At 49.7% G+C, this 26,361-nt stretch carries 20 protein-coding genes; 2 read left to right on the top strand and 18 right to left on the bottom strand.

All coding sequences use genetic code 11. The features are described from left to right. The first annotated feature begins 52 nt into the window (after nucleotides 1-52). On the top strand, nucleotides 53-871 hold the full coding sequence (locus LRP54_RS05485; RefSeq protein WP_231235294.1) for an exodeoxyribonuclease III: 819 nt from the start codon (nucleotides 53-55) through the stop codon (nucleotides 869-871). Between the two features lie 84 nt (nucleotides 872-955). Here LRP54_RS05485 and LRP54_RS05480 read toward each other — a convergent pair whose 3' ends face one another. The 16 genes from LRP54_RS05480 to thrC all read right to left on the bottom strand — a co-directional run bounded on the left by LRP54_RS05480 (nucleotide 956) and on the right by thrC (nucleotide 23,199). Then, entirely contained in the window at nucleotides 956-1,816 is an 861-nt protein-coding gene (locus LRP54_RS05480; RefSeq protein ID WP_231205605.1) for a serine hydrolase domain-containing protein, read from the bottom strand. 249 nt (nucleotides 1,817-2,065) lie between these two features. Then, a complete protein-coding gene (locus LRP54_RS05475) occupies nucleotides 2,066-4,681 on the bottom strand; it encodes an ATP-dependent Clp protease ATP-binding subunit (protein WP_231235293.1) in 2,616 nt (871 codons plus the stop codon). A 298-nt stretch (nucleotides 4,682-4,979) separates the two neighbouring features. Continuing rightward, complete coding sequence (locus tag LRP54_RS05470; RefSeq protein WP_231205607.1) at nucleotides 4,980-5,177, bottom strand: hypothetical protein; 198 nt, start codon at nucleotides 5,175-5,177, stop codon at nucleotides 4,980-4,982. A gap of 494 nt (nucleotides 5,178-5,671) precedes the next feature. Continuing rightward, nucleotides 5,672-8,419 (bottom strand): asparagine synthase (glutamine-hydrolyzing), encoded by a 2,748-nt coding sequence (asnB, locus tag LRP54_RS05465; protein WP_231235292.1) that lies wholly within the window; start codon nucleotides 8,417-8,419, stop codon nucleotides 5,672-5,674. Between the two features lie 144 nt (nucleotides 8,420-8,563). Next, nucleotides 8,564-9,322 carry a hypothetical protein gene (locus tag LRP54_RS05460; RefSeq protein ID WP_231205609.1) on the bottom strand — a complete coding sequence of 253 codons (759 nt, stop codon included), beginning with the start codon at nucleotides 9,320-9,322 and terminating at the stop codon, nucleotides 8,564-8,566. A 242-nt stretch (nucleotides 9,323-9,564) separates the two neighbouring features. Next, entirely contained in the window at nucleotides 9,565-12,036 is a 2,472-nt protein-coding gene (locus LRP54_RS05455; RefSeq protein WP_231235291.1) for an ATP-dependent Clp protease ATP-binding subunit, read from the bottom strand. 263 nt (nucleotides 12,037-12,299) lie between these two features. Further along, nucleotides 12,300-12,725, bottom strand: a complete 426-nt coding sequence (gene dtd, locus LRP54_RS05450) for a D-aminoacyl-tRNA deacylase (RefSeq protein ID WP_231205611.1) — start codon at nucleotides 12,723-12,725, stop codon at nucleotides 12,300-12,302. A 3-nt stretch (nucleotides 12,726-12,728) separates the two neighbouring features. Further along, nucleotides 12,729-13,913, bottom strand: coding sequence for a CAF17-like 4Fe-4S cluster assembly/insertion protein YgfZ (gene ygfZ / locus LRP54_RS05445; RefSeq protein WP_231235290.1), 1,185 nt, complete (start codon nucleotides 13,911-13,913; stop codon nucleotides 12,729-12,731). A 3-nt stretch (nucleotides 13,914-13,916) separates the two neighbouring features. Further along, a complete protein-coding gene (locus LRP54_RS05440; protein ID WP_231235289.1) occupies nucleotides 13,917-14,684 on the bottom strand; it encodes a heme-binding beta-barrel domain-containing protein in 768 nt (255 codons plus the stop codon). Between the two features lie 91 nt (nucleotides 14,685-14,775). Next, complete coding sequence (locus tag LRP54_RS05435; protein WP_231235288.1) at nucleotides 14,776-15,777, bottom strand: hypothetical protein; 1,002 nt, start codon at nucleotides 15,775-15,777, stop codon at nucleotides 14,776-14,778. 343 nt (nucleotides 15,778-16,120) lie between these two features. Then, complete coding sequence (locus tag LRP54_RS05430) at nucleotides 16,121-17,404, bottom strand: adenylosuccinate synthase (protein ID WP_231205615.1); 1,284 nt, start codon at nucleotides 17,402-17,404, stop codon at nucleotides 16,121-16,123. A 155-nt stretch (nucleotides 17,405-17,559) separates the two neighbouring features. Next, nucleotides 17,560-17,808 (bottom strand): hypothetical protein, encoded by a 249-nt coding sequence (locus LRP54_RS05425; protein ID WP_231235359.1) that lies wholly within the window; start codon nucleotides 17,806-17,808, stop codon nucleotides 17,560-17,562. Nucleotides 17,809-17,879: 71 nt separating this feature from the next. Beyond that, nucleotides 17,880-18,830, bottom strand: coding sequence for an SPFH domain-containing protein (locus LRP54_RS05420; RefSeq protein ID WP_442984615.1), 951 nt, complete (start codon nucleotides 18,828-18,830; stop codon nucleotides 17,880-17,882). A gap of 132 nt (nucleotides 18,831-18,962) precedes the next feature. Then, a complete protein-coding gene (rlmB, locus tag LRP54_RS05415; RefSeq protein WP_231205616.1) occupies nucleotides 18,963-19,946 on the bottom strand; it encodes a 23S rRNA (guanosine(2251)-2'-O)-methyltransferase RlmB in 984 nt (327 codons plus the stop codon). 126 nt (nucleotides 19,947-20,072) lie between these two features. Further along, the gene (gene cysS, locus LRP54_RS05410; protein ID WP_231235287.1) at nucleotides 20,073-21,536 is read right to left on the bottom strand and encodes a cysteine--tRNA ligase; all 1,464 of its coding nucleotides are present in this window, start codon (nucleotides 21,534-21,536) and stop codon (nucleotides 20,073-20,075) included. Between the two features lie 139 nt (nucleotides 21,537-21,675). Then, nucleotides 21,676-23,199, bottom strand: a complete 1,524-nt coding sequence (gene thrC / locus LRP54_RS05405; protein WP_231235286.1) for a threonine synthase — start codon at nucleotides 23,197-23,199, stop codon at nucleotides 21,676-21,678. A 112-nt stretch (nucleotides 23,200-23,311) separates the two neighbouring features. Between thrC and ispF the strand changes: the two genes are divergently transcribed. Further along, nucleotides 23,312-23,893: a 2-C-methyl-D-erythritol 2,4-cyclodiphosphate synthase gene (ispF, locus tag LRP54_RS05400; RefSeq protein WP_231235285.1), complete on the top strand. Its 582-nt coding sequence runs from the start codon at nucleotides 23,312-23,314 to the stop codon at nucleotides 23,891-23,893. A gap of 174 nt (nucleotides 23,894-24,067) precedes the next feature. Here the strand turns inward: ispF and LRP54_RS05395 are convergent, their stop codons facing one another. Next, the gene (locus LRP54_RS05395) at nucleotides 24,068-25,474 is read right to left on the bottom strand and encodes an MFS transporter (RefSeq protein WP_231205620.1); all 1,407 of its coding nucleotides are present in this window, start codon (nucleotides 25,472-25,474) and stop codon (nucleotides 24,068-24,070) included. Nucleotides 25,475-25,601: 127 nt separating this feature from the next. Continuing rightward, the gene (locus LRP54_RS05390; protein ID WP_231235284.1) at nucleotides 25,602-26,360 is read right to left on the bottom strand and encodes an IspD/TarI family cytidylyltransferase; all 759 of its coding nucleotides are present in this window, start codon (nucleotides 26,358-26,360) and stop codon (nucleotides 25,602-25,604) included. Between the last annotated feature and the right edge of the window lies 1 nt (nucleotide 26,361).

The following is a 26,361-nucleotide window of genomic DNA, read 5'->3' as shown; positions in this document are numbered from 1 at the left end:
CAACCCCCACACTCAGGTGCCGCCTAACAGAAGCAGAGGTTAGGCTGAAGGCATGAGAATAGCAACGTGGAATGTGAACTCCATTCGCACCCGAGTAGATCGTGTCCTCACTTTTCTAGAACGTTCACACACCGATATCCTTGCCATACAAGAAATTAAATGCCGTCCCGATCAGTTCCCCACCCAGCCTTTTGAAGAAGCAGGTTACTCTGTCGTTGCCCACGGCCTGAATCAGTGGAATGGCGTAGCGGTGCTTTCACGTTTGCCCATTATGAATGTGGAGACTTCTTTCCCGCATCAGCCAACTTTTGGCGAACCTCCCTGTGTAGAAGCACGCGCCCTTGGGGTGACAGTAAATATCGCAGGACAGACAGAACACGCAGGTCAGGAAAAACTTTTCACCATATGGAGCTTGTATGTTCCGAATGGCCGTGAATTGACGCACCCGCATTATGAGTACAAATTGCAGTGGTTGGCTGAGCTTAAACGACAAGGGCAATTATGGTTACATTCGCAACCTGATGCTCATATTGCGCTGGTTGGAGACTGGAATGTAGCGCCTTACGATGAGGACGTATGGGATATGTCAGTTTTTGCGGGAGCAACTCATGTTTCCCCTGCAGAACGCGCAGCATTTCAAGCTTTTACTGAGGATGGTTGGGTTGAAGTGACTCGTGGGCGTGCAGATAATTACACGTACTGGGACTATCAAAAACTACGTTTCCCACGAAATGAGGGGATGCGTATTGACTTCGTATATGCTTCTCCTGCTCTTACCAAGAAAGTAACGGGCGCACAGATTGATCGTGATGAACGCAAAGGAAAAGGCGCGTCCGATCATGTTCCTGTCATTGTTGATATCTCCTTGTAAAAGGAGTGTGTCAAAGGTTTTCAGGCGCGTATAAGGGGCTGGGCTTGTCTTGATCTTTCATATGGTGACGGGAAGTTCATCCACCTACAGGGCGCTGGCATAGGACAGGAGCACTGTGTTCATCTGTGACCAGTGCTCTTTATGCCATGCTCCGAAAGGCTCTGCCCCTAGGAAAACAGCTGCCACCTGATGGTCAGGGTCGATCCACATAAAGGAACCTGATACACCGAAATGACCGTATGAGTTTTCGCTGGCATTCAGCGGCATCCAGTGGGGGGTTTTCTGGCCTCGTATTTCTACGCCCAGTCCCCACGGGCATGGCGTGTGGCGGCCATATCCGGGAACAATCCCTGCAAGTTCAGGGAACTGGATGCTTGTTGCTTCACGGAATAGATCTGTGCTCAACAGCTGTGAGTCCCCTAATTCGCATGCGAAAAGTGTCAGATCTGTAATATTTGACATCCCTGAATGTGCGGGGCTGCCATCAACACGTGATTGGCTCATACCTAGCGGATCAAAAATATTCAGGTCAATCCAGCGTGAGGTGTCCACTCCTGCGCAGGCTTCCACATGTTCACATGCTTTTTCAATTCCAGCATTGGAATATATGCGACGTTTAAGCGGCTCTAATTGTGCAGTAGTGGAATCGAAAGGCAAGCCTGAGGCATGTGAAAGCAGATGCCGCATAGTTGCGCCTTGAGGTCCTACTTCATCGTCCAGATGACACATTCCTCGGTCAACTGCGATCAGGCAGGCCCATGTTGCAATCAGTTTTGTCACCGAAGCCAAGGGGTAGACGTGGTTCACGTTGCCTGCTTGTGCGACTACCTGCCCTTGGCGTACCAGTGCCCACGTGTGGTCGAAAGGTGGAATCAGGTGGGCAGGAAGCAGGTCAACAGATTGCATATGTACATCATGGCGCACATAGGGCGGTTCCGCATACATCAGAACCACCCTATGAACATGCTCTTGGAAAGATCTGTAGTATCGCTCCCTAGTTTTCTCACAGGAACCTCAAGCCCCATTCTTGAAGCTTGCCGAACTGATTCAGGAGGGCCGCAGGTGTTATAGGAGGCGATCAGAACTGTTTCAGGTTTCCGCACGCTTATTTCCTTTATGTTGTTTTTGTCAGAAAAACAATGGGGAACGCAAGCGGAAATAATGAGGAGAGCAACCAGAGGCACGCTCAGGATTTCACTGTCGTACTTCCAGTGATAATGCCTGAGAGTCCTCAGCACGTGTCACCACGATGGTATCGCCTTCTGTGACTTTATTTGCCAGTAGCAGACGCGCTAATGGGTCACCGATTTCGCGCTGAATAAAACGCTTCAACGGTCGTGCTCCATACGCCGGGTCATAACCACGTGAGGACACATATGCTTTCGCCGCGTCATCCACGTGTAGGGTAATCCTACGATCAGATAAACGTTTACCTAGATCAGCGACCATCAGATCAACGATGCTGTTGATTTCTTGAAGTGATAATGGGTCAAAGAAAACAATCTCATCCAGCCTATTCACAAATTCCGGTTTGAATGAGTGGCGAACGATAGCCATTGTTTGTTCGCGTTTTTCTTCTTCACCTAGTACGGGGTCTGCTAAGTATTGCGAACCCAGATTCGAGGTCAAGATGAGTACAACATTACGGAAATCAACGGTACGCCCTTGACCGTCCGTTAAACGCCCATCATCAAGGACTTGAAGCAAGATATCGTAAACTTCCGGGTCAGCTTTCTCTACCTCGTCAAGAAGGACTACACAGTACGGGCGACGACGCACAGCTTCAGTGAGCTGCCCACCTTGTTCGTAGCCTACATATCCCGGAGGGGCACCGACCAGACGCGACACAGAGTGTTTCTCTGAATATTCACTCATGTCGATACGAACCATTGCACCTTCATCGTCAAAGAGGAATTCTGCGAGCGATTTTGCCAGCTCTGTTTTACCGACACCTGTTGGCCCAAGGAATAAGAATGATCCTGTTGGACGGTCAGGATCTGCGATACCGGCACGTGAACGCCTCACCGCATGTGACACTGCGGCAACGGCTTTTTCTTGTCCTATCAGCCGTTGAGCGATTACTTTTTCCATATGGAGCAATCGTTCTGTTTCTGTTTGCAATAGTTTCCCTGTCGGAATACCTGTCCACGCTTGAACAACTTCAGCAATTTCGGTGGGACCAACTTTTTCAGCAATCATTGGTTCTGTTGCATCTGTTGTTCGCATATTCGTTGTATGCGCTTCATGTTCTTGCGCTTGAGCGATTTGACGCTCCACTGCGGGAATCTCACCATTTTGTAGGCGGCCTGCCTCGTCCCAACGGTTTTCACGAATCGCAAGGTCAAGGGCTGTACGCAGTTCATCAAGCTGCACACGTAAGTCACCTACACGGTTATGTCCAGCCTTTTCAGTTTCCCATCGGGCAGTAAGGGCAGCGAGTTCTTCTTGTTCATTAGCAAGGTCAGCACGCAGTTTCATTAAGCGTTCTTGTGTGGCGTTGTCTTTCCCATCTGGGTCAGATTGCGTCAGATATGATTCTTCCATCCGCAGACGATCAACGCTGCGGCGACGTTCATCAATTTCAACGGGGCTGGAATCAAGTTCCATACGTAGGCGTGAAGCTGCCTCATCAATAAGGTCAATTGCTTTATCAGGTAACTGCCTGCCTGTAATGTAGCGGTGTGACAACTGAGCAGCCGCCACAAGCGCACCATCAGAAATTGTCACTTTATGGTGCGCTTCGTATTTCGGCGCGATTCCACGCAAAATAGCAATCGTGTCCTCAACGGATGGTTCATCGACAAATACTTGTTGGAAACGTCGTTCTAAAGCAGGGTCTTTTTCGATATTTTCTCTGTACTCATCGAGCGTTGTTGCGCCCACCATGCGCAGTTCACCGCGCGCCAGCATGGGTTTGAGCATATTACTGGCATCCATGGCACCTTCTGCTCCACCGCCTGCACCAACCACAGTGTGTAGTTCGTCAATGAAAGTAATGACTTCACCGTTGGATTGTTCGATTTCTGCGAGGACTGCTTTGAGTCGTTCCTCGAATTCGCCGCGATATTTAGCCCCTGCAACCATAGATGCCAAGTCGAGGGCTATCAGTCGTTTCTCACGCAGGGACTGCGGAATGTCACCTGCAACAATGCGTTGCGCAAGTCCTTCAACAACGGCTGTTTTACCGACACCAGGTTCACCGATAAGGACGGGATTATTTTTTGTACGTCGTGATAGTACTTGAATGACACGTCGTATCTGCGTATCACGCCCAATAACGGGGTCTAGTTTTCCTTCACGCGCCATTTCAGTGAGGTCACGGCCGTATTTACTCAGGGCTTCATATGTTCCTTCCGGATTTGGGGAACTCACTGGCAGTGGACGTAAATTGCGTAATGCATTTTCGAGGGCACTGACCGTTACGCCATTACGAGTAAGAATCTGACCGGCTTCGCTTGTGCTGGCTGTCAGAGCGATAAGCAGGTGTTCGGTTGATACGTACTGATCGCCGCCATCTTTTGCTCTTTTTTGTGCATCAGCAATGATGTGTGCGACATCAGTGTGGGTACGAGGCTGAGTAGTGTTTCCTATCTGCGAGGGGAGGTTGGCTAGCTCTTGTCGTACTTGCGCGCTTATGTGCTGCCGGTCCGCTCCGATTGCATCCAGCAGGGAGAGCGCGATCCCATCATGCTGTTCCATAAGTGCGTGAAGTATATGCGTTGCTGTGACTTCTGGATTTCCTGCGCTTTGAGCACTCTGGAGGGCTGAGGCGATAGCTTGCCCTACTTTTGTTGTGAATGTGTCAGTCATCTTTCCCCCAGTTCTGTTATCTGAGCAGTCAGAAAGAGGAATGATGAAGGTTTTTATGGGTCATATTCGATTTCTGCCTGCATGTGGGTGGTGATTTTGTATTTTCACCACATCTTCATAAAGTTGAGTCTAGTACGCTCAACTTTCTTTTGCATGACGAAAATATAGGCTGTGGATAGCGGAATTCTTTTCCACAAAAGAACATTCACCTATCGCAACCGACACCCACATACACGAATGTCACGGCAAGAACATAGTCTCACCGTGACACTCGCACACATAACAAGCAGGTGACTCCTTAACGATGTTCACCTTCTACAAGTCCCCTATTTGCATACCATCGATAAATAAATGGTCGCAGGATACGCATAAGGAGCAAAGCCAGCAACAAGCTCAGCAGTAAGCGGTTAAGTAGCGCCCAATCAGAAACTATTGCGAAAAACACCTGAAAAATCATGTAAGAACCCATACTCACCATGTAAGTTACACGACGCATCATTATCACCTATGAAAAAATTGATGAAAGAACGCTTCCAGCTATCATCGTTCCCACCGAGCAGGTTAATGAATTACTATTACACCATTCCTGAACGCTCCGATAAATCTTCGCGCTATTCGCTCTATTTAGCTGATAATTAGTGTTATTCACTATAACAGAAGAAGTGTAGTAAATATAGTTAAATAAAGGCGATTTTTCATCAAACCTCCACAGATACATTCACACCATAATCATGAATAATTATTAAATAAATATTTAATTAATTCATGATTTTCGCCCGCCGTATCAACATACGAAACCCACGACACATTCCAGACACAACGAAACCTGAAAAAATACCTCAATGCTACACAATGACACGCAGCGATAGGCCACCACATACACGAATGCCACGGCAAGAACACAGCCTCACCGTGACACTCGCACACATAGCGCGCCCCTAGCCGTCACCACCCCTTATAGAGCACAGCAATAAGGACACAACTCAGCTATTACATCTCATCACGATCAAAAACCACAGCCATTGGAGTTTGCTGACTGCCCTGACCCAACGGATTATCAGCAAATTGCAGCTCATAATGCTCAGCTGACAAACCCGCATGTAAACCTAAAACATTACGACCAATATCATTCGCATCCATCACGACAACCCCATCGAAAGTATCACGGAAAGATTCAGGGACCGCCTCACGAATAATCGCAGTTAAATGCTGTGCCACTGCATCAGGATCTTTCGGCGGCAACTTCGCCGACACATTCGACGGATACACCGAATACTCCGTAGGACCATCAATAGCACGCACATTCGCGCCTGCTAAATCGTAGAAAACACCCTTTTTACCACGAAGCTTACCTACAACACTGCCAGCCGCAGCATACAAAATACGGCCCAAACCAGCCTCATCAATTGCAAGCTGCATCGTCACTGGATCACCTAAACCAATACCAGCCGGCGTGCGCGTCACACACTTTGACAACTGTTTCGCAGCAAACGAAGGTTTCACTTCCCAAACAAACCACGAACGTCCCTGCATAATCGCAATGATTTTTTCTGAAACAGTGAGATTCCATCGGCGCCCCTGCGTAGCTACACGATCATCCTCATCACCCAAAGATTCCAAATCCTTGAAAAAATCCGTCACATAGCGCGTAATTTCCGTGTCCATATCACTGTCCGCAGAAAACTTTTCTGTCTGCAATGGATAACGACGCGATACTGTGCCATCAGGCAACACAATATCCAACTGCTTGCCTTCATTTGCTTCCAAAGGAGTATGCGCATCCGGCGGCAAAAACTTGCCATGCTCAGACAAATCACGCGCATCATGACCCGCATCTAAGTCAGCGCCTAAATCGTCACTATCCAAATAGATACGCGCCCACAATTCCACATTAACTAAACGCCAGAACAGCATAGTCGAAGCATCATTACGCCCATTAATAAAATCATCAAAAGTTTTCAAAACTTCCGCTTGATTGAACCACGGACGCTGCCCAAAGGAACGCGAGGACAAAATATCAAAAATTTCACCCTTGATACGACGGAACCATTCATCTTCAGGAGTAGTAAAACCAATCTTATTACGACGCAAGCGAATAGAATCCGGCACCAAACCTGCTACCGCTCGACGCAGTACGTTCTTATTCCAACCGGAGGTAATAATCGCCTCATCAGAAAGAGAAAAGAGGAACTTCACCGTGTCCTTGTCAAGGAAAGGCACCCGCCCTTCCAAAGAGAAACGCATAGTATTACGGTCCTCATAGCGCAGCAGCGAAGGCAAAGAATTATGGAAAAGATCCTGAATCAGGCGCTCTTTTAAGTTATCGCGCACCACATCCATACGCTCATCCGCATAACGCTGTGCAAAATCTTGATTAAATAACGTATGCGCATGAACCGGCCTGCGGCGACGCACCTTATCCATCGCAGTAAAACGCCCCAGACGCGCCAGAACATCAGCGCTACGCGCCACTTCCGCCGCTAAAGCCGCATGACGACCCTGCGCGCGTAACTGTCGGAAATAGACGAAATAATACGGAATATAACCGGCCATCATTTCATCAGCACCCTGACCATCCAAAAGTACCGTGACAGATTTCGCGGCCTCACGCATCACTACATATTGCGCATAAGGACCCGTTGAAATAGTGGGTTCTTCCTGCGTGCGCACAAAATCAACCATGTCATTTTTGAACTGGTCCGCGCTTGGGTAAATCTTATGTGCCTGCACATGCCCTTCACATGCAGCCAAAGCATCATCCACATAGCGTTCCTCATCATTGAGCGAACCCGGGAAAACAGCAGAGAAAGTATTCTGACGCGCACCCACAGCCGAAGTAGAACGATCAGCGCCTTGTGAAAGCATTTGATTAATGATGAGGGCAACTGTTGTCGAATCTAAACCACCCGATAATGAGGTGCCCACAGGAACTTCAGATTGCAAGCGTTCACGGACAGATTCTACGAGGCGTTCTTGATACTCGCGCACAGCCTCCGCATCTAAAGGACGATTAATCTGAGCAGCAGCGCGTAATTCCTCTTTCAGGGAAGTGTATGACGAGTACTCAATACCGTCTTCACTTACCGTCACCATTTCACCTGGCATGAGACGCGTAATTCCACGGAAGAATGTGCGCGGATTATCTTCATGAATACGGAAAGCTAAGTAGCGGTACACTGTACGGTCATCAGCGCGACGTGCAACCAAACCGGTTGCAAGAATTGTTTTCAGTTCAGAAGCAAAGACAATATTTGGACCCTGCGTAGATGGCGCGTCCATTTGCTGTGACAAATCTGCGATGTACAGCGGCTTAATACCAAAATGGTCACGCGACAATGTGAGGACACGATCAACGCTATCCCAAATTGCCACACCCCACATGCCATCCATACGATCAAAAAAAGCCGACCCGTACGCGGCAAAGCCTTCGAGGACTACCTCCGTGTCAGAGTCCGTTCGCATATGCACGCCTACGGCTTCAAGTTCTGCTCTCAACGGTAAGTAGTTGTAGCATTCACCGTTGTAGATGATGGTGTAACGACCATCAGCACTTGTCATTGGCTGAGCGCCACTTTCACGTGCCAAAATCGCTAGGCGACGGTGAGAAAGTCCCACACCTTCATCAGTGAATACACCTTGACCGTCTGGCCCACGATGACACTGACATGCATTCATTAATTCAAGAATGTCCTGCTTTAACCGAGGGTCATGACCGTAATAGCCACCGATTCCGCACATATCTTGCCGTCCTACTCTTTTCGTCTTTCTTGTGAACTATACGGGCTGGTCAGGAAAGAACCCACTGAGCAACGCATAAATTCGGATAAAGACACCGTCATCCTAGAAGCGTCATCTGATGATGCCAACAATATACATGGATTGCTACAATCTTAAACCTGCACGTATAGAATTTCGTCGCCTATTCACATGAAGCAACTTCACGACACCAACAACAGTAACAATAATTCCACACAGTCCTACAATAGAAGCCCACACAAATGCGCGCGTACCGAAATCAAGGATATTTTCCTGAGAGTAGAAACTCATCCCCTCCAAGGTAAAACTCCCCTCACCTTCACAGGTCAGCGCGTAGCTCCCCGCCTCCAAATCATAGATCTGAAAACCTGCCATTAGTGAGGTCGTTTCCATCGGATGCGCCACACCGTCCTGCCCTGTCATCGTGCAGGAATAGACATCAGGACGCGAAGCCGCCACAAAATACGAACCCGAAGCATCCACACTCACCATGTCACCATTATTCAATGTACGAACAGTGGACACCTTTTCCATAAGCGAGCCATTCACCATTAATGACCCCAAGAAAACCAGAGGAGCCACAAGGAACATGACGAACAGGCCCAACACCACAATCCACACCGAAGGAGCACGTGAAGGCAACGAGGGGCCAGAATACGCTGGAGCAGCATACAGCTGATGCCCCACGGGAACACCAGTTGGCCCACCCTGAAATTGAGGAACAGGTAACGGACCCTGCGGATTCACCTCACCATATTGAGGCCAAGGCGTTGAACCTGCACCATCATTCCCCTCATATGTTGAAGAATGAGCCGAGGCGTGAGCACCCTCCTGCGAAGGGCTGACACGTCGGCCGTAACGTGGTTCTTCGGAAAGATCAGCCATAAAAGTACGCCTCCTGCAACATGGGAATGCACATCCATTAGACCACACAATAGCGGGGAAAAGGTGAGCCGCGCAGCCTAAGAGCTACACGGCCCACACATGAGAAACGTTCACACTGTCACATCACATATGTCATATGTTCCATGCCAACAGGTGAACCTTTCTGAACCGTCAGATAAACACCAGTCGCACTGCCCGCAAAAGTATCGACTCAATGAAAATCTGACACACCTGATTCACATTCACTGACCGTTAAACGTGAATTCTCGGTCAAACCCTTCGCCACTCACACCGACCGTCACAACCTGCCCCGCAACAATGTCACCGAACAAAATACGCTCAGACAAAGCATCCTCAATGTCACGTTGGATCGCTCGACGCAAAGGACGCGCACCCAAAACAGGATCAAAACCACGATCAGCTAACAAAGCGCGAGCCTCATCTGTGAGCTGAAGTTTCATATCCTGAGCTTCCATACGGATCGCAAGCTGAGCAATCATCAAATCAACGATCTGAGTGATCTGTTCCTTCGTGAGCGGTGGGAACACGATCGTGTCATCTACACGGTTCAAAAACTCGGGACGGAAATGCTGCTTAAGTTCTTCTGCAACTTTCGCTTTCATCCGCGAATAATCATGCGTCAAATTATCAGCAGACTGGAAGCCCGTCAGAACACCTTTATTGATATCCCGCGTCCCCAAGTTCGTTGTCATAATGATGACAGTGTTCTTAAAGTCCACTTTACGACCCTGCGAATCAGTCAAACGACCTTCTTCAAGGATTTGCAATAGGGAGTTGAAAATATCCGGATGCGCCTTTTCAACCTCATCAAAAAGAACAACACTGAATGGACGACGACGAACCTTCTCGGTCAATTGGCCACCTTCATCATAGCCAACATAACCCGGAGGAGCACCGAACATACGAGAAGCCGTGTGCTTTTCAGAAAATTCCGACATATCAAGCTGAATCAAAGCATCCTCATCACCAAAGAGGAACTCAGCGAGCGCTTTAGCTAACTCAGTCTTACCCACACCCGTCGGGCCAGCAAAAATGAAAGAACCACCCGGACGTTTCGGATCCTTCAAACCGGAACGTGTACGACGAATCGACTGGGATAGTGCTTTAACAGCCTCATCCTGACCGATAACACGCTTATGCAGTTCTTCTTCCATACGCAAAAGTTTCGCGGATTCTGTTTGCGTCAACTTAAAGACTGGAATACCGGTAGACATCGCCAAAACCTCAGCGATTTCATCTTCCGTTACCTCAGCAAGGTCCTCAGAAGCCCCACCCTTCCACGCTTCCTCTTTATTTTGACGTTCCTGCGTTAAAGAGGACTCTTCATCACGCAACGAAGCAGCTTTTTCAAAGTCCTGATCGTCGATAGCTGATTCTTTTTCACGACGAACCCGCGCGATCTTCTCATCCAATTCACGTAACTCCGGTGGCGCAGTCATACGCGCAATATGCATACGCGCCCCAGCCTCATCCATCAGATCAATGGCTTTGTCCGGCAAGAAACGATCTGAAATATACCTGTCAGCAAGCTCCGCAGCTGCTTCAATTGCCCCATCAGTGATAATCACACGATGATGAGCTTCGTAACGATCCCGCAGCCCTTTCAAAATCCCCGTGGTTTCAGCAACGGAAGGTTCTTCCACTTTCACAGGCTGGAAACGACGTTCCAAAGCAGCATCTTTTTCAATGTACTTACGGTACTCATCGTTTGTTGTTGCACCGATAGTTTGAAGCTCACCACGGGCAAGCATAGGCTTTAACATCTGAGCCGCATCAATTGAACCTTCAGCAGCACCTGCACCAACCAACGTATGAATCTCGTCGATAAACAAAATAATGTCACCGCGTGTGCGGATTTCTTTCAGAACCTTCTTTAAGCGTTCCTCAAAGTCACCGCGATAACGTGAACCCGCTACCAAAGAACCCATATCCAATGAGTAAATCTGTTTATTCTTAATGGTTTCAGGGACATCACCATGAACAATTGCTTGCGCTAAACCTTCGACAACCGCTGTCTTACCAACACCAGGTTCACCAATGAGGACAGGGTTATTTTTTGTGCGCCGCGAAAGAACCTGCATGACACGTTCCATCTCAGTACGGCGACCAATAACGGGGTCCAGCTTGTTTTCACGGGCAGCCTGCGTAAGATTCCGTCCAAATTGTTCAAGAATCGCAGAATTAGCGCGCTCTGGTCCTGATGCTACCCCGCCACCTACGCCTACACTTTCGCGGCCTTCACCATCAGTAGCACGCTGGTATCCGGACAACAGTTGAATCACTGTCTCACGTAATTTACTTAAGTCAACATCAAGCTTTGCTAACACCTCAGCAGCAACACCTTCGCCTTCTTTGAGCAAGCCCAATAAAAGGTGTTCCGTCCCAATGTAATTGTGTCCTAGTTGCAAGGCTTCACGTAAAGATAATTCAAAAACACGTTTCGCACGTGGAGTGAAAGGAATATGCCCTTCCACTGGCTTTTGACCTTCACCAATTGCGTCAATCACGGCAGCGCGCACATCGTCACGCTTCACCTCAACCATCTCTAAAGCTTTCGCAGCAACCCCTTCACCTTCAGTGATGAGGCCCAGCAGTAAATGCTCAGTTCCAATGTAATTATGGTTCAGGCTTCGCGCTTCATCCTGCGCGAGGACGACAACTCGCCGCGCTCGATCAGTAAACCTTTCAAACATGATGTGCCCTTCCCCTCTCAACTATGTCAGCTTTTCTGAGCCACATAGCGCTGTTTGTACAGCGCCTCAGTGATATGCAGATACGTTCCGACACTTTCATTGATTACAAGCCTAAAGGTCCGCGCACATTGATGCGTCCGTGTTCACCCAGAGCGTGAAAAGAACACCCCACATGCACACATCACTGCCACTCGTGTATCGACAAAGCTATACCGGCAAGGAACACATCACTGCGGTCACGCCCGCAGGCCACCAGCCACAACTCACGCTTCAACAAGCAAAGTAAACGGCCCATCATTTACTAAAGACACATCCATCATCGCGCCAAAACGCCCCGTTTCTACATGTAAACCACGGTCCCGTAACCCACGGACAACGGCCTGCACCAAAGGCTCCGCATAGTGACTTGGCGCAGCATGGCTCCACGAAGGACGACGACCCTTACGAGTATCCCCATACAATGTGAATTGACTGACGACAAGTACAGGCGCTCCAGCATCTTGGAGGGATACTTCACCCTCTAATATCCTCAATTCCGCTATTTTCCGTACAATCGTGTCAACCTGAGCAGGCCCATCCGTATGCGTCACGCCAATAAGAGCAAGCACACCGGCACTTTCAATTGCCCCAACAACTTGCCCATCTACTGTCACACTCGCCTGCTTCACACGTTGCAATACAGCCCGCATAATTTACTGACCCCCTGAGGCGGCAACGACACCGCCTCCGCCAAGAGCTGGAGTATCAGGACGACGTAAAAGCGGATTACGTAAATTCGCGCCTGGCCGCTCACGTGGAGACACTGACGATTTCCCATCCAAGGGGACAATCAGTTCCTGCGCTGCTGCTACACCATCAATATCAAGTACTGCATCTGCAGGCACATTACGTGCAATGACAGCAAGAGCAATCGGACCCATATCGGCATGACGTGCTGATGATGTCACTCGCCCAACGACACGCCCCCCGAAAGTGATACGCGCTCCCGAAGCGGGCAGATCCCCTCGGAAACCGTCAAGTTGCAAGAAAACACAACGACGAGGTGGCCGCCCTAAGTTCAGGACACGGGCCACAGATTCTTGACCGCGATAACAACCTTTCTTGGTGTGAACGGCTGTCCGTAACCAGTCCAGTTCTGCCGGGATAGTGCGTTCATCAACTTCGGAGGCAATATCAGGTTTCCATGCAGCTACTCGCATTGCATTCCATGCAAGAAAACCAGCCGGCCGTCTTTTCTGGCCTGCTGCAATCCACTCATGCGCAAAAGTGTGCGCAGCATCTTGGGTGACAACATGAATCATCATGTGTAGGCCACTGGCCGGATGATCGCCAGAAAAGTAGGAAGCGCCTCCTTCAAGGACACCTGGCCACGGGTCTTCCCACGTCATCAGGTAGCCAGCACAGTCCGTGATTGCTTCGCGCGAGCGCTTATGAGCCGTTGAAAATAGGCGAATATCTTCACGGATACACACGTGTACGCGGAGCATGAACTGCATAGAAATTAGCCACTGAGCCAGTTTTTCCGCGTGAGAACGAGCGGTAATGAGCCACGTATTTTCGCCGTCATCCAGTGCGGCAGCCGCATATTCAATGTGACCATTCGGGTCCAGAATCAGTATTTCCCGTGAATCTCCCGGACCCATTCCTGTGACATTTTGAGAAGCCAACGAGGTCAACCACGTCTGTCGGTCAGGCCCGCTCACAACAACAGCTGCAAGGTCTAAACGGTCAACAATGCCTTCCCCTGCTTCAATTGCCCATTGTTCACCTGAAGGATCACCAAAATGTAAGGGAATACCTACGGTTATTTCTGCAGCATCATCACATACGATCTGCGGATGAGCGTGAAAAACTGTGCGTGGAATGTTCAATGTCATTTTTTAGCGTTCCAATGTCGGTGAGGTGGAAAATCCTGCGGTGTTTGCGTGTTCTGTGCCTGATGTGGCAGGAGCAGCATATGCTTCCTCAGGTTCTTCAGATATGCGCATAAGGCGGCCTGATAGTTCCACCGCAACTTCTGCGCCTGCGCGTGTACATTCCTGCGTCCACATCATTTCACCATTCACAAGCCCATACATCCGCCCTAGGTGCGTAATGTCATCAGCCTGCGGTGCGCGCGCGATCGCATCAGAAACAAGCTGTACTCGCGGCCCCACAGACACACCGGCCCAAAGCGTGCCCAGCCCTGTTGTTGTCGCACTCGTTCCCATCAATTCTCTGGGAGCGTACTGCCCGGGAGCAAGCGTTGTTACATCAACATGTCCGGAAAGTAAGTGAATATAGGATGTTTCTTCCCATAGAATGTCACTTTCGTCCATAAGGCTCAAAGCTGTATGCGCATCCCATACGGGGTCAATACTCATACCTTCACGTACCTGCGCGTAACGAATTGTTGTTGTCATACGCATGTAGTCGCCAACGATGTCGCATCGAATTTCTTCTATCACAGGCTGGTCGTCTGATGCCTCAGGATCGTTTTCCTCATTGGCGTGTTCTGCTTCCCCTGCTTGTGCGCGAGGGAAGGTTTGCGCAGGCGCGGATGTGTCGGTGAGGAATTGGGCGCTATACATTCCCCAGCCTTTCCATGAACCAAGCATCCATGCAAGAGGCGCAAGACTCACAGGTAGATTATCTGGAATTACCATCATGACTACTAGGGTACCCAGTACAGGAATAATCGCCACGCGAGCCAATACACCTGCAACCGGCCTGTTTTACCTTCGTGTGGTTTTGTCAGGTTTAACCGAGGCGGATCAAAGCATAAATCGGGAATGTGGCGGTTAAGAAAATAAGTGCTCCGATAGCTGCTGCGCGAGAGGTGCTACTGGCCCACCGTTCAGCAAATAAGCGGTCAATTACTGTGACAACAACAGCGACAGTGCCACCAAGGAGTACACCTAAAATCACAACTCCAACATGAAGTGACGTACCTGCACCGAAAGAAAGTACATGCATTACCGCGTTGATCCGTGAGGTTTGGACTGCTTGAGCAAAAAACATCATTGAACCTATACCTGCGGCGATAGTGCAGGTAAAACAGCAGAGGACATTAATCCACTGGCGAGAGCCTAAACGCATTGCCCATGAAGCAGTAATCACCGTAAAAGCAGTGAAGGGAATAGCGAAAGCCCACCGCGGTGACACGCTCATTCCGGTCCAAGTTGAACCACTCATTGCGATAAGAAGACCTGTTACTGAAGCCACGATTGTCGCGGTTGTTGCTTGCGTAGGCCATGTGGGGCTAAATCCGACATGTGTTGATATGCGCTTAGTGCCTGCGGATTCTCCACGTGAAAAAACCTGTGAATGATCTATGGGACGTGGGGCACTTAAAACCTCAGCAATAAGTACAAGGACTACGAGGAGCGCCGTTAATAGTGTGATCCAATAGAGGTCTTTCACTACAGATACCGCGACATTGGACACAAGCGCACCAAAAACAATACCTGCCTGACCAAAGACAGATGTGGGGGTACCTGTCAGTTGCGGCCATTGCAGCGCTAAAAGAATGGCTGCTAGGACAGGTATGGTCAACATGAGCCAGTGCCCGTTCGGGATAATCGAGGTGAGGGCAGCTACTATGCTCAGCACAGTTACTGTCATCGGGCCAGCAGTTGCTGGGCGGATGAGGGTTGTGTGAATAAAAGATTTTTTGTGCGCCTGAGCACGGGCACGACGAGAAATACCTATTTCGGCCTGCATATTTTCGGGCAGGACCTTCCGTGTATCATCCGCTTCCACGTATGTATCTTTACATAGGTATACGCTTGTTTTCGTTTATTCTCCACAAAATTTTTTCCCAGTGAGCATTCACGCATATATCGTCGTAAGATAGGCAGGCACCGAGTCGCTAAGCCCCGGGCTCCACACTCTGCCGCTACGAGCGGCCTTCGCGCCGACAGGCGCTTTCGGCTCGGTGTTTTTCTTCTTTACTGTGAAGTTCTCCGTACACGATCCCCGATTACAGGATGTCTGTCACGCTTTTTCTGCGCTGAGTAGTTGCTTTTGTTTTATCAGGTTGCATTGTTTATACAGCAGTGCGCTCACCGCAGTCTTACGGTGAGCGCACAGAAAATGAGTTTTCTTAAGCGAAGATCGGTGTCCGCACGATTGTTGCTTCGCGTCCTGGTCCTACGCCGATAGAGGAAATACGGCAATTGCATAGTTCCTCTAAACGTTCCACATATGCGCGCGCATTCACTGGCAAGTCCTCGTAGCGACGTATCCCTGTGATATCTTCAGTCCACCCAGGCATTTCCTCGTATACGGGAATAGCGTGGTGGAATGAGGTTTGATCCATTGGCATTTCATTCATGCGAACGCCATCAACGTCGTATGCCACACATACGGGGATTGTGTCGTATCCGGTGAGGACATCGAGTTTCGTCAAGCAAATATCTGTTAATCCGTTGATGCGAGCCGCGTAGCGAACTACCACGGCATCAAACCAACCGCAACGGCGAGGACGTCCGGTCGTTACACCGAATTCTCTGCCTTTTCCACGGAGTGCTTGCCCTATTTCATTTGTCAGTTCTGTGGGGAAAGGACCTTCACCAACACGTGTCGTATAGGCTTTGGCCACGCCAACAACCGCATCAATACGAGTGGGGCCAACACCTGTGCCTGTCAATGCGCCGCCGGCAGTCGGATTTGATGAGGTGACGAAAGGATAGGTGCCGTGGTCAATGTCAAGCATTGTGGCTTGTCCTCCTTCAAAGAGGACAGTTTTTCCTTCGTCGAGGGCTTTGTTTACCACATATGATGCGTCAACAACCATAGGTCGAATCCGGTCCGCGTAGGAGAGGAGTTCTTCCACTACGGTATCTGGATTGATGGGTTGGGCTCCGAAGGCCTCTAAGGTTGTGTTCTTCCCAGACAGTGCGCTGTGTACTTTTTGTCGCAAAATGGATGGGTCGAAAAGGTCTTGTATGCGAATACCGATACGGTTCATTTTGTCGGCGTATGTGGGGCCGATTCCGCGACCAGTGGTGCCAATTTGCCGTTCACCTAATGATTTTTCGGTGACGCGATCCATGATGCGGTTGTAGCTGGGGATGATATGAGCGTTGGCAGAGATAAGTAATCGTGATACGTCCACACCGCGCGATGTCATTTCTTCGAGTTCTTGGAAAAGAACTTCAAGGTCAACGACGACCCCGTTACCAATAACTGGTGTGACTCCTTGCGAAAGGATACCTGCTGGAAGGAGGTGAAGTGCGTATTTTTCTTTACCTATGACAACTGTATGACCTGCGTTATTACCGCCGTTGAATTTTACGACCACATCTGTCCGTTGACCTAATTGATCTGTGGCTTTACCTTTGCCTTCATCGCCCCATTGAGCTCCGAGTACGATCACCGCTGGCATGGTGGTTCTCCTGTTTAACCGATTCTGCGTGATATGCCTCGGCACAACGCAGGCAGAACGGTGGTTCTACCTCATGAATTGTAGTCGAGAAATACTGCGAGCGCTGCCAGTAAAAGTGATGTGCGTGTAAGTCACGTCATACACAGTTATGCGTATTATTCAGAAATATCATTCTGTTTTGAGGGGCGGCCACGTGAACGCAGGGGCGCGGCTGTATATTCGCGTCCGGCTTGCGTGAGAGCACGTCGCAAAATAATTTCAATCTGCGCATTCACTGACCTTAGTTCGTCAGATGCCCATTTTGCCAGAGCGTCATGAACAAAAGGATCTAATCGCAGGAGGATACTTTTTCGCGCGTTCTTTTGCGTATGTGGGCGCTGGTCTTCCTTGGCTTTGTCAGGCAAGGAAGCGGGCGATAACAGCCGTTCTTTGTCATCGCCGCGCCCTTTTACTTTGTCGCTCACTCCATCTCCTGTCAGGAGTACAAAGAGCCAGCATTAATAACTGGGGTTGTGTTTTGTTCAGAGCAGAGGACAACAAGGAGGTTGGATACCATCTGAGCTTTTCGTTCATCATCAAGGGTCACAATGTCGTCTTGTTCAAGGCGTTTCAGTGCTTGATCGACCATTGTTACTGCACCTTCGACGATTTGTTCTCGCGCAGCGATTACCGCACCTGCTTGTTGGCGTTGCAACATTGCTTGCGCGATTTCAGGGGCATAGGCCAAGGACGATATGCGTACTTCGACAATTTCAAGACCTGCCATAGAAACACGTGCGGATAGTTCTGCAGCTAGCTCTGTGGAAACGATATCAGTTCCACCGCGTAGCGATGTTTCACCTGGGCCAGGTTCGTCGTAGGGGTGAACGGTTGCGACGTGCCGGAGCGCTGCTTCTGATTGGGTGTGAATAAATTCTTCATATTTTTCAACAGAGTAAACTGCTCGGGCTGTGTCAGCTACTTTCCATACCACGATTGCTGCAATGTTAATGGGGTTACCATCGAGGTCATTTACTTTGAGTTCTTGAGTTTCAAAGTTGCGTATTTTAACGGATACTTTCTTTCCGGTGGTTAAAGGCGGAACCCATACAAGACCTGTGCGGCGAACAGTGCCAATGTAGCGTCCGAAGAATTGTCGGACACTGGTTTGTCCTGGGGAAACTATATCCAGTGATGTCAGACCAAAAAGCAGGACAACACCAAAAACTACAGCCGAGAGAGCAAAATAGGTTCCCACCGCAGATTCATCTGTCTCTGTAGCTTGTACAGCCATGATAAATCCGTAGATGCTGCCTGCAAGTAAAGTTAAAACAAGCAGAAGGAACACGAAAGACAGACCTGAACCGTAGCTAAGTGCAGGTTTTTCAATGATTTCACCATCAGTGGCGCGCGTTTGCATTATCTGAACTTTTTGTTTGTTCATCATCTTTTCTTTCCTCTAAGAGAGGCCGTATACGCTCTGGGCGTCAAAACCTCTTAAGTGATATAAATATGATATCACTTTTTTATGAAAGAAAACCCGACGGCATTCACACACCGTCGGGCACACACTGCAACGTCACCCCTCATGCGCACGGCGCACTGACATTACCTCATATAAAGCAATACCCGTAGCCACCGCAGCATTCAAAGACTCCACCACCGAAGAAATCGGGATTGACACCACCTGATCGCATTTTTCACGCACTAAACGCGATAAACCTGAGCCCTCAGCACCAGTAACTACAACCAAAGGAAGCGTCGCCAACTCCAAATCACGTAGCTCAACATCACCGCCGCCATCAAGTCCAACAACAAAGAAACCTGCACGTTTACAGTCCTCTAAAGCACGCACCAAATTCGTTGCGCGAGCTACAGGCACATGCGCAGCAGCCCCTGCCGATACCTTCCACGCAGTCGTCGTCACACCCGCACTCCGACGCTCAGGCAAAATCAGACCATCCGCACCGAAAGCACCTGCGCTACGCAAAACCGCCCCCACATTATGCGGATCTGTCACCTGATCTAAAGCAACCAACAAAGGCGCATTCACCTGCTGAACAGAATCAGCAATAAGATCAGCAACATCACTGTACTCGTAGGCAGGAACCTCCACAGCAACACCCTGATGAACAGCACCATCAGTTGCCACATCCAGATCACGACGTGTCACCTCATACACGGGCGCACCTAAAGCCGTAGCCTGACGAACAACTTCCTCGACACGATCATCTTTCACATTCCCCATCACGAAAACACGCGACAACGGAACACCGGCACGTACAGCCTCAGCCACCGGATTACGACCAGCAATAAGCTCATACCCCTCGGGCACCTTAATCGATGACTTCGCACGAGCACGAGCAATCGCGGCTTCTTGAGCTTCACGTTTTTCACGCGCAATCTTACGTTTATGCGCCGGATGATATGTCCGATCTTCAGCTTTCGGAGTCGGCCCTCGCCCCTCTAAACGCCGTCGCGAATGACCTCCCGTACCAACCGTCGCCCCTTTCTTTGAGCCAGGTTTACGTACCGCACCGCGACGCCCATCATTACCCGCCATTACTACACTCCTACTCCCACAAGTACACGCAATAACACAACAATTCAGCTTAATAGCATAAAGCTGACCTACCTGCACGCGCAGACAAAAACCGACACGATATTGCCCACAACACGCATATTTACCCTAAGCCAAATGCCAAGAGGCTCCTTCACGCCCATCTTCAACCACAATACCTGCAGCAGCTAAACGATCACGTAATTCGTCAGCACGCGCCCAATCCTTCTGTGCGCGAGCCTGAGCACGATCAGCCATAGTTGCTTCAACCAGCGCCGCCAAAGCTTCAGCGCCCCTATCAGTCACACCAAGGCAAGCCTCGGCACTATTTGTTGAAGCATTCCACTGATCGCAAGCCGGGTCACACCCCCATACATCAAGCATGGAACGCACGTACAGTTGCGCTCGACGTACCGCTTCCACATCCCCATCATTGAGGGCCACATTCCCCTGCTTCATGTACTCATACACCACAGCAAGAGCGCCTGCCACATTCAAATCATCATTCATCGCATCAGTAAAAGCACGCGGCAGATCCTCTGGCGTTAATGAACGCACCTCCGTTTCTGGAATGCGACCAGCCACCTCAATTGTGCGCGCAACAAAACCAGAAAATTTTGCCCATGCCGAAGCTGCCGCCGGTAAAGTTTGCGGCCCCCATTCGATAGCGGAACGATGATGCACCGTTGACAGCGCCCACCTGATGACTACGGCAGGATAATCGCGTGTCAAAGAATCCAAGGACAACACATTTCCTAAGGATTTACTCATTTTTTCACCGTGAGTAGTCACCCATGCGTTGTGAACCCACAGGCGCGCATAATTCCACCCGGCCCCGTGTGATTGAGCCTGCTCATTTTCATGGTGAGGGAAACGCAAATCAATGCCTCCACCATGAATATCAAATTCTTCACCCAGGTAATGACAGGCCATTGCTGAACATTCAAGGTGCCATCCCGGGCGGCCTCGCCCCCATGGTGAATCCCATGAAGCCGTTTCTGGCTCAGATCTTTTTGCTGCTTTCCACAAGGCAAAATCACGCGGGTCACGTTTACCTGCTTCACGTGAAGAATCAATCTGAGCAGGATCTTCTGTGGTGAGCATGTCCTCAAGGCGCTGACGAGTTAAAGAACCATAGTCTGAAAGCGAACGCACATCGAAATACACATTATTTTGACCATCAGCATAGGCATGTCCACGATCAATAAGACGCTGAATCAAAGCAATCTGCTGGGGGATATGCCCTGTTGCTCGTGGCTCATATGTTGGTGGAATCACCCCCAAAGCACGGTAAGCTGCCGCAAATTCCTGTTCAAAACGGTAAGCCCATGCCCACCATTGCCAGTCCGCTTCCTCCGATTTCATGAGGATTTTATCGTCAATATCGGTGACATTACGTACATATGTCACCTCATAGCCACTGCGCTTCAACCAGCGAATCAGAGTATCGAAGGCCACAGCACTACGCAGATGCCCTACATGCGGCGAACCTTGAACCGTCGCACCACATAAGTAAATTCCTACATGTCCTGGACGTATCGGACGAAGCGGTTGGAGCTGAGCGGTTCGTGAGTCGTACATGTGTAACGTCATAGGTCCATCGTAATAGGCTCAGCACTGCCCACGTGTATCAGCCAGATGAATCGGACATGTGACACACGAACTCAACTAATACGCCTACATAATGACAACAGAGAGGACACCCCGCCGCACTATCAGCGGTAAGCGGTCCTTAGTTGCGGCCCTCATAGCTAAGGGAAGCTACCTCATGATGTTCACTTGATTGAGGAAAGGCACGCACATGTGTACGCACAAGCTCTTTTAACTTTTCCACATCATTTGGCATATCTGTCACTTTTTGTGGAGCATCCTCAATACCCACAAAACGCTGCGGCATGGGCGGAACTTCACCGATTGCTTCAGCAACTGTGTCCGCAAATTTCACAGGTAATGCTGTTTCCATCACGACAAGTGGCGTATCCACGTGGGCCACCCATTGTTTTGCCACATGCACACCGTCAGCCGTATGAGTATCCAATAAATACCCACTGTTTTTGTAGACCTGACGTATTTGTGTCACGCGATCAGCATGACCTGAAGAACCTGACACGAAACCCCACGTGTCACGCAGTGAAGCAAATTCTGGAGTATCTGACAGATCAAAAAAGCCCTGAGTCGTCAAGGACGCACCGAAAAGATCAGCAACACGCTCAGCGTCACGATGGAGCATATCCCACACAAAACGCTCAAAATTTGACGCTTTTGAAATATCCATAGACGGTGACGAGGTGGCAAGGGTATCTGCTGATGAACGAACCCTGTACACACCTGTACGGAAAAATTCGTCAAGGACATCATTTTCATTTGTTGCCACAATTAACGTACCGAGCGGGAGTCTCATCGAGCGCGCAATATGAGCAGCACATACGTTACCGAAGTTACCTGAAGGCACACAGACACTGATTTTCTGCTGATTCGGATGGGTTCCCCTTGCAAGTGCTACCTGTTCCGATACGCGAATCCATGTCGCCACGTAGTACACAACTTGAGCAACCAGGCGCGCCCAGTTAATTGAATTCACCGCGCCTATGTGCCATTCGGCTTTGAAATCCGCATCCATGTTGAGGGATTTGACGAGGTCTTGGCAGTCATCAAATACTCCGTCAACCGCGACGTTCACAATATTGTCATCCATCAGGGAAAACATTTGTGCTCGTTGGAAAGGAGTCATCCTACCTGCTGGAGTCAACATGACGACGGATAATCCGGCGCGTCCACGCAGCGCATATTCAGCAGCCGAACCTGTGTCACCACTGGTGGCTCCGACAATGGTGAGCCAACTATTCCTGCGTGTGAGTTCATATTCAAAGAGTTCACCTAAAAGCTGCATAGCCATATCTTTGAAAGCCGCTGTCGGCCCTTCAGATAGGTGTGAGAGCCACAGGCCGTCTCCGAGGTCTGTCACGGGCACGATATCCGGTGTAGAAAATGTCGGGGTACGGTAGGCCCGTTCGCATATTCCTACAAGATCCTCAGTTGGAATATCGTCGATAAATAACGAGAGGACACGTGCCGCTAAAGCAGCATAGCCTTCCTCATTCAAAGTGGTACGCCACTGCGCGAGTATTTCTTCGGTGATCGTCGGGTAGTCCACCGGCATGTATAAACCGCCATCTGGAGCAAGTCCCATCAGCAAAATATCACTGAAGCTCATGGTGGGCGTATCTGTTGCTGAACGAGTTGAAAGGTAACGCACAGAGCGATTCTATCGGTGGAGTCTCACTTGTTGTTGAGTGTTTCATGCAAGGCCCATTCGTGCCCTCGCACGTCGTAGTGTCGCCACGAAAAAGAAGCCGTAGGCTTGAGGTATGAGCGACTCTTTATCCACTGTCTTATCCGATATGTCACCTGCAGAGCCTTTTTTTCCTTTCCGAACGGGACAGGCATGTGACGTTCACGCTTTTGCTAAGGATCACGCTTCTGAGCGCCCGCTGATGCTTGCATGTTTACAGTGGCCCGATGAAACACCACTGTCGGGACATTCAGATGCAGATGTTGCAGCACATGCTTTATGTGATGCGATTCTTACAGCCTGTGGACTGGGTGAATTAGGAACTGTTTTCGGTACAGACCGTCCGCAGTGGGCGAATGCCAGTGGAGAAACTTTTATGCGTGAGGTCATGCGTATGGCGCATGATGCGGGCTGGCGCCTTGGAAATGCTACTGTCCAAATTATCGGTAAACGTCCGCGTATGGCTGCTCGTCTACCTGAAGCGTGTCAGCGCATGAGCAGTATTGTCAGCGCACCGGTTTCTGTTAGTGCAACGACAACAGACGGATTAGGTTTTACTGGTCGTGGTGATGGTTTGGCAGCGATCGCCAATGTCCTCGTATTTCGTAAAGACTTTCTTGGGGCTAACTTGTCAGGTTTCGGAGGCGTATCACAATAGCTGTACGCTCACCAGCGTGCGTAAGACAGCCCAGACAAAAAGGGTCCTGCTTTGGGGAATAGATGCACGTATTTTCGCATTTAGGCCACACACGTGGTGGGTGCGCGAAAAACTCTCGCACACCCACCGAAGGAAAGCAGTTCGGATATGTCAGTTTGTTCCGAGATTTTCCTTTTAATTCGTCGTTTCTGAGGTCTTTCCTGCGTGCCGTTCAGATTCATCGAAGTGATCTAAATGTGCTTCTTCGACCTTGACAGGCAGTATCAGTAATAAGCCTGCCAGTAAAATCAAAGCGATACCAAGGACACCCCAGTGCGTGTATTCTCCGCCAGGATTGACTATTTCACCTACTGTTAATGCCAGTAAGTACATGGCGGGTGCAAGGAAGGAAACAGCTCGGCCCGTTGTAGCGTAGAGGCCGAAAATTTCACCTTCACGTCCCTCGGGAATCATACGAGCCAGCAGGGAACGTGACGCAGATTGGACAGGACCAACGAAAATACACAGGATAAGGCCAAGAATCCAAAACACTATCGGACCGTTAGCGTAGAACACGAAAATCCCTGTACCTGACAGTGTCATTGCGATAAGGGATGTGACGATAACTTTTTTGGGGCCAAATTTGTCGTCTAAAGCTCCAAAGGCGATAGTCGCTAAACCTGCGACCACATTTGACGCGATCGCAAAAATCATCACATCGCTGGCAGTGAAGTGGAAAGTTGTTTTCGCAATAATTGCGCCATATGTGAATGTTCCCGCCAGGCCGTCACGAAAGACCGCTGAGGCGATCAGGAAAAACAGGGTATGCGGAGCGACTTTTTTAAGGTTCCGCACGGTTTTCCACAGTAAACGGTAGGACTGTATGAGGCTTTCGCGCCCTTCTTGAGCATCAGGTTGTTCCACATGCACATGGCGCGGTTTTGGTGATCGGATAATGACAGGTAAAGCAAAAATCGTGAATTGTGCGGCTGCCACGAGCATAGCGACACGAATATTCATGTCATTTTCAGTGGTTACACCAAACCAACCAACTTCGGGGGCTATGAATCCGACATAGATAATGAGGAGGAGGACAATCCCACCAATATAGCCGGCCCCCCAGCCAAAACCTGAAATGCGACCCATATCTTCTTTGCGGGCAATATGGTTCAGCATGGCGTTGTAGTTAACAGAGGCAAATTCAAAGAATATGTTGCCTAAGCCTAGTAGGAGCACACCCAACCACAGTGCGTTGATGGGTCCAAGTGGACTATTGGGGTACACGAAATACATGGCGAGCATACATACAACGACAAGGCCTGTAAACCATCCGAGGAGTACCCCGCCTTTGCCTCGTCTGTCTGCGCGTTGACCGGTAATTGGCGCAAGTAAAGCGATGACGAGGCCCGCAACTGTCAAACCAATGGACAGGTACCGTGATGCTGTAGCTCCGTCAGTGAATTTTCCGTCACTGGTCAGGTAGGTAGTGAACACAAAAGTTGTAGCGACAGCGTTAAATGCTGCTGATCCCCAGTCCCACATTGCCCATTCAATAACGGGGCGGGTCAGAAGTTTTCTGTGTTTTACAGTGTGATCTGACATGTATCCTCCTCGGATATTGATGTCGTTGACATCCTTCACGTGTCTTTACTCAACAGCGCGCATAGTCACGTCGATATAGGGACATGCGCATACACATGTTGCGTGCACACACGCATATTACGTGTTGTCACTGTTTGAGTATCAGTTCCGCTAACGCAAGATCGATACTAGTGGTGATTTTCATTGCCTGTAAATCACCCGTAACAACGTGGACAGTTCCTCCCATCGCTTCCACTAGTGCTGCATCATCTGTTGCAGCGGTCATTTCATTATGAGAAAGTTCAGCACCATACTCGTGAGCTCGACGTATTGTCGCCCAGGTAAAACCTTGTGGCGTTTGAATTGCAACCATGCAACGACGTTCAGGTGTCGCTGTCACCACTCGTGGTACGTCATCGGCTGCAGAAGGTCGATCCACCATTTTTAATGTGTCTGTGACAGGCATAGCAGGAATCACGGCTTCGTACCCTTGGCGTACTGCCGTGATAACACGGGTAATCACGGCAGTAGGAGTCAGACAACGGGCTGCATCATGTATGAGAATCACCGTGTCATCTTGTAATTCATCACCGCATGTACGTGCGAGGCTGCTTATTGCGGCCAATCCTCGCCCAACAGAGGCTTGGCGCGATTGTGAGGCTCCTACGACGATGTGAACTTGCGTGTCGGTTCCTGGTACATGGTTTTCCGGAAAAACAGCGCGAAAATCGTCATACGCTTCCGGGGAGGCTGTAATGACGATACCTGCAATACCAGCGTGAGCGAGTCCACGTGCCGCGCGTAGAACAAGCGGCTGACCGTCTAAAGGAATAAGAGCTTTAGGAAGAGTATTTCCTAGGCGCTTACCTGCACCCGCGGCTGTCAGCACCGCATAAGCGCGTGTCATA

Source organism: Schaalia sp. lx-100 (assembly GCF_021083625.1).
Lineage (GTDB): Bacteria > Actinomycetota > Actinomycetes > Actinomycetales > Actinomycetaceae > Pauljensenia.
Note: the sequence above shows the minus strand (reverse complement) of the source record. Positions and strands in the feature narration are given on the sequence as shown.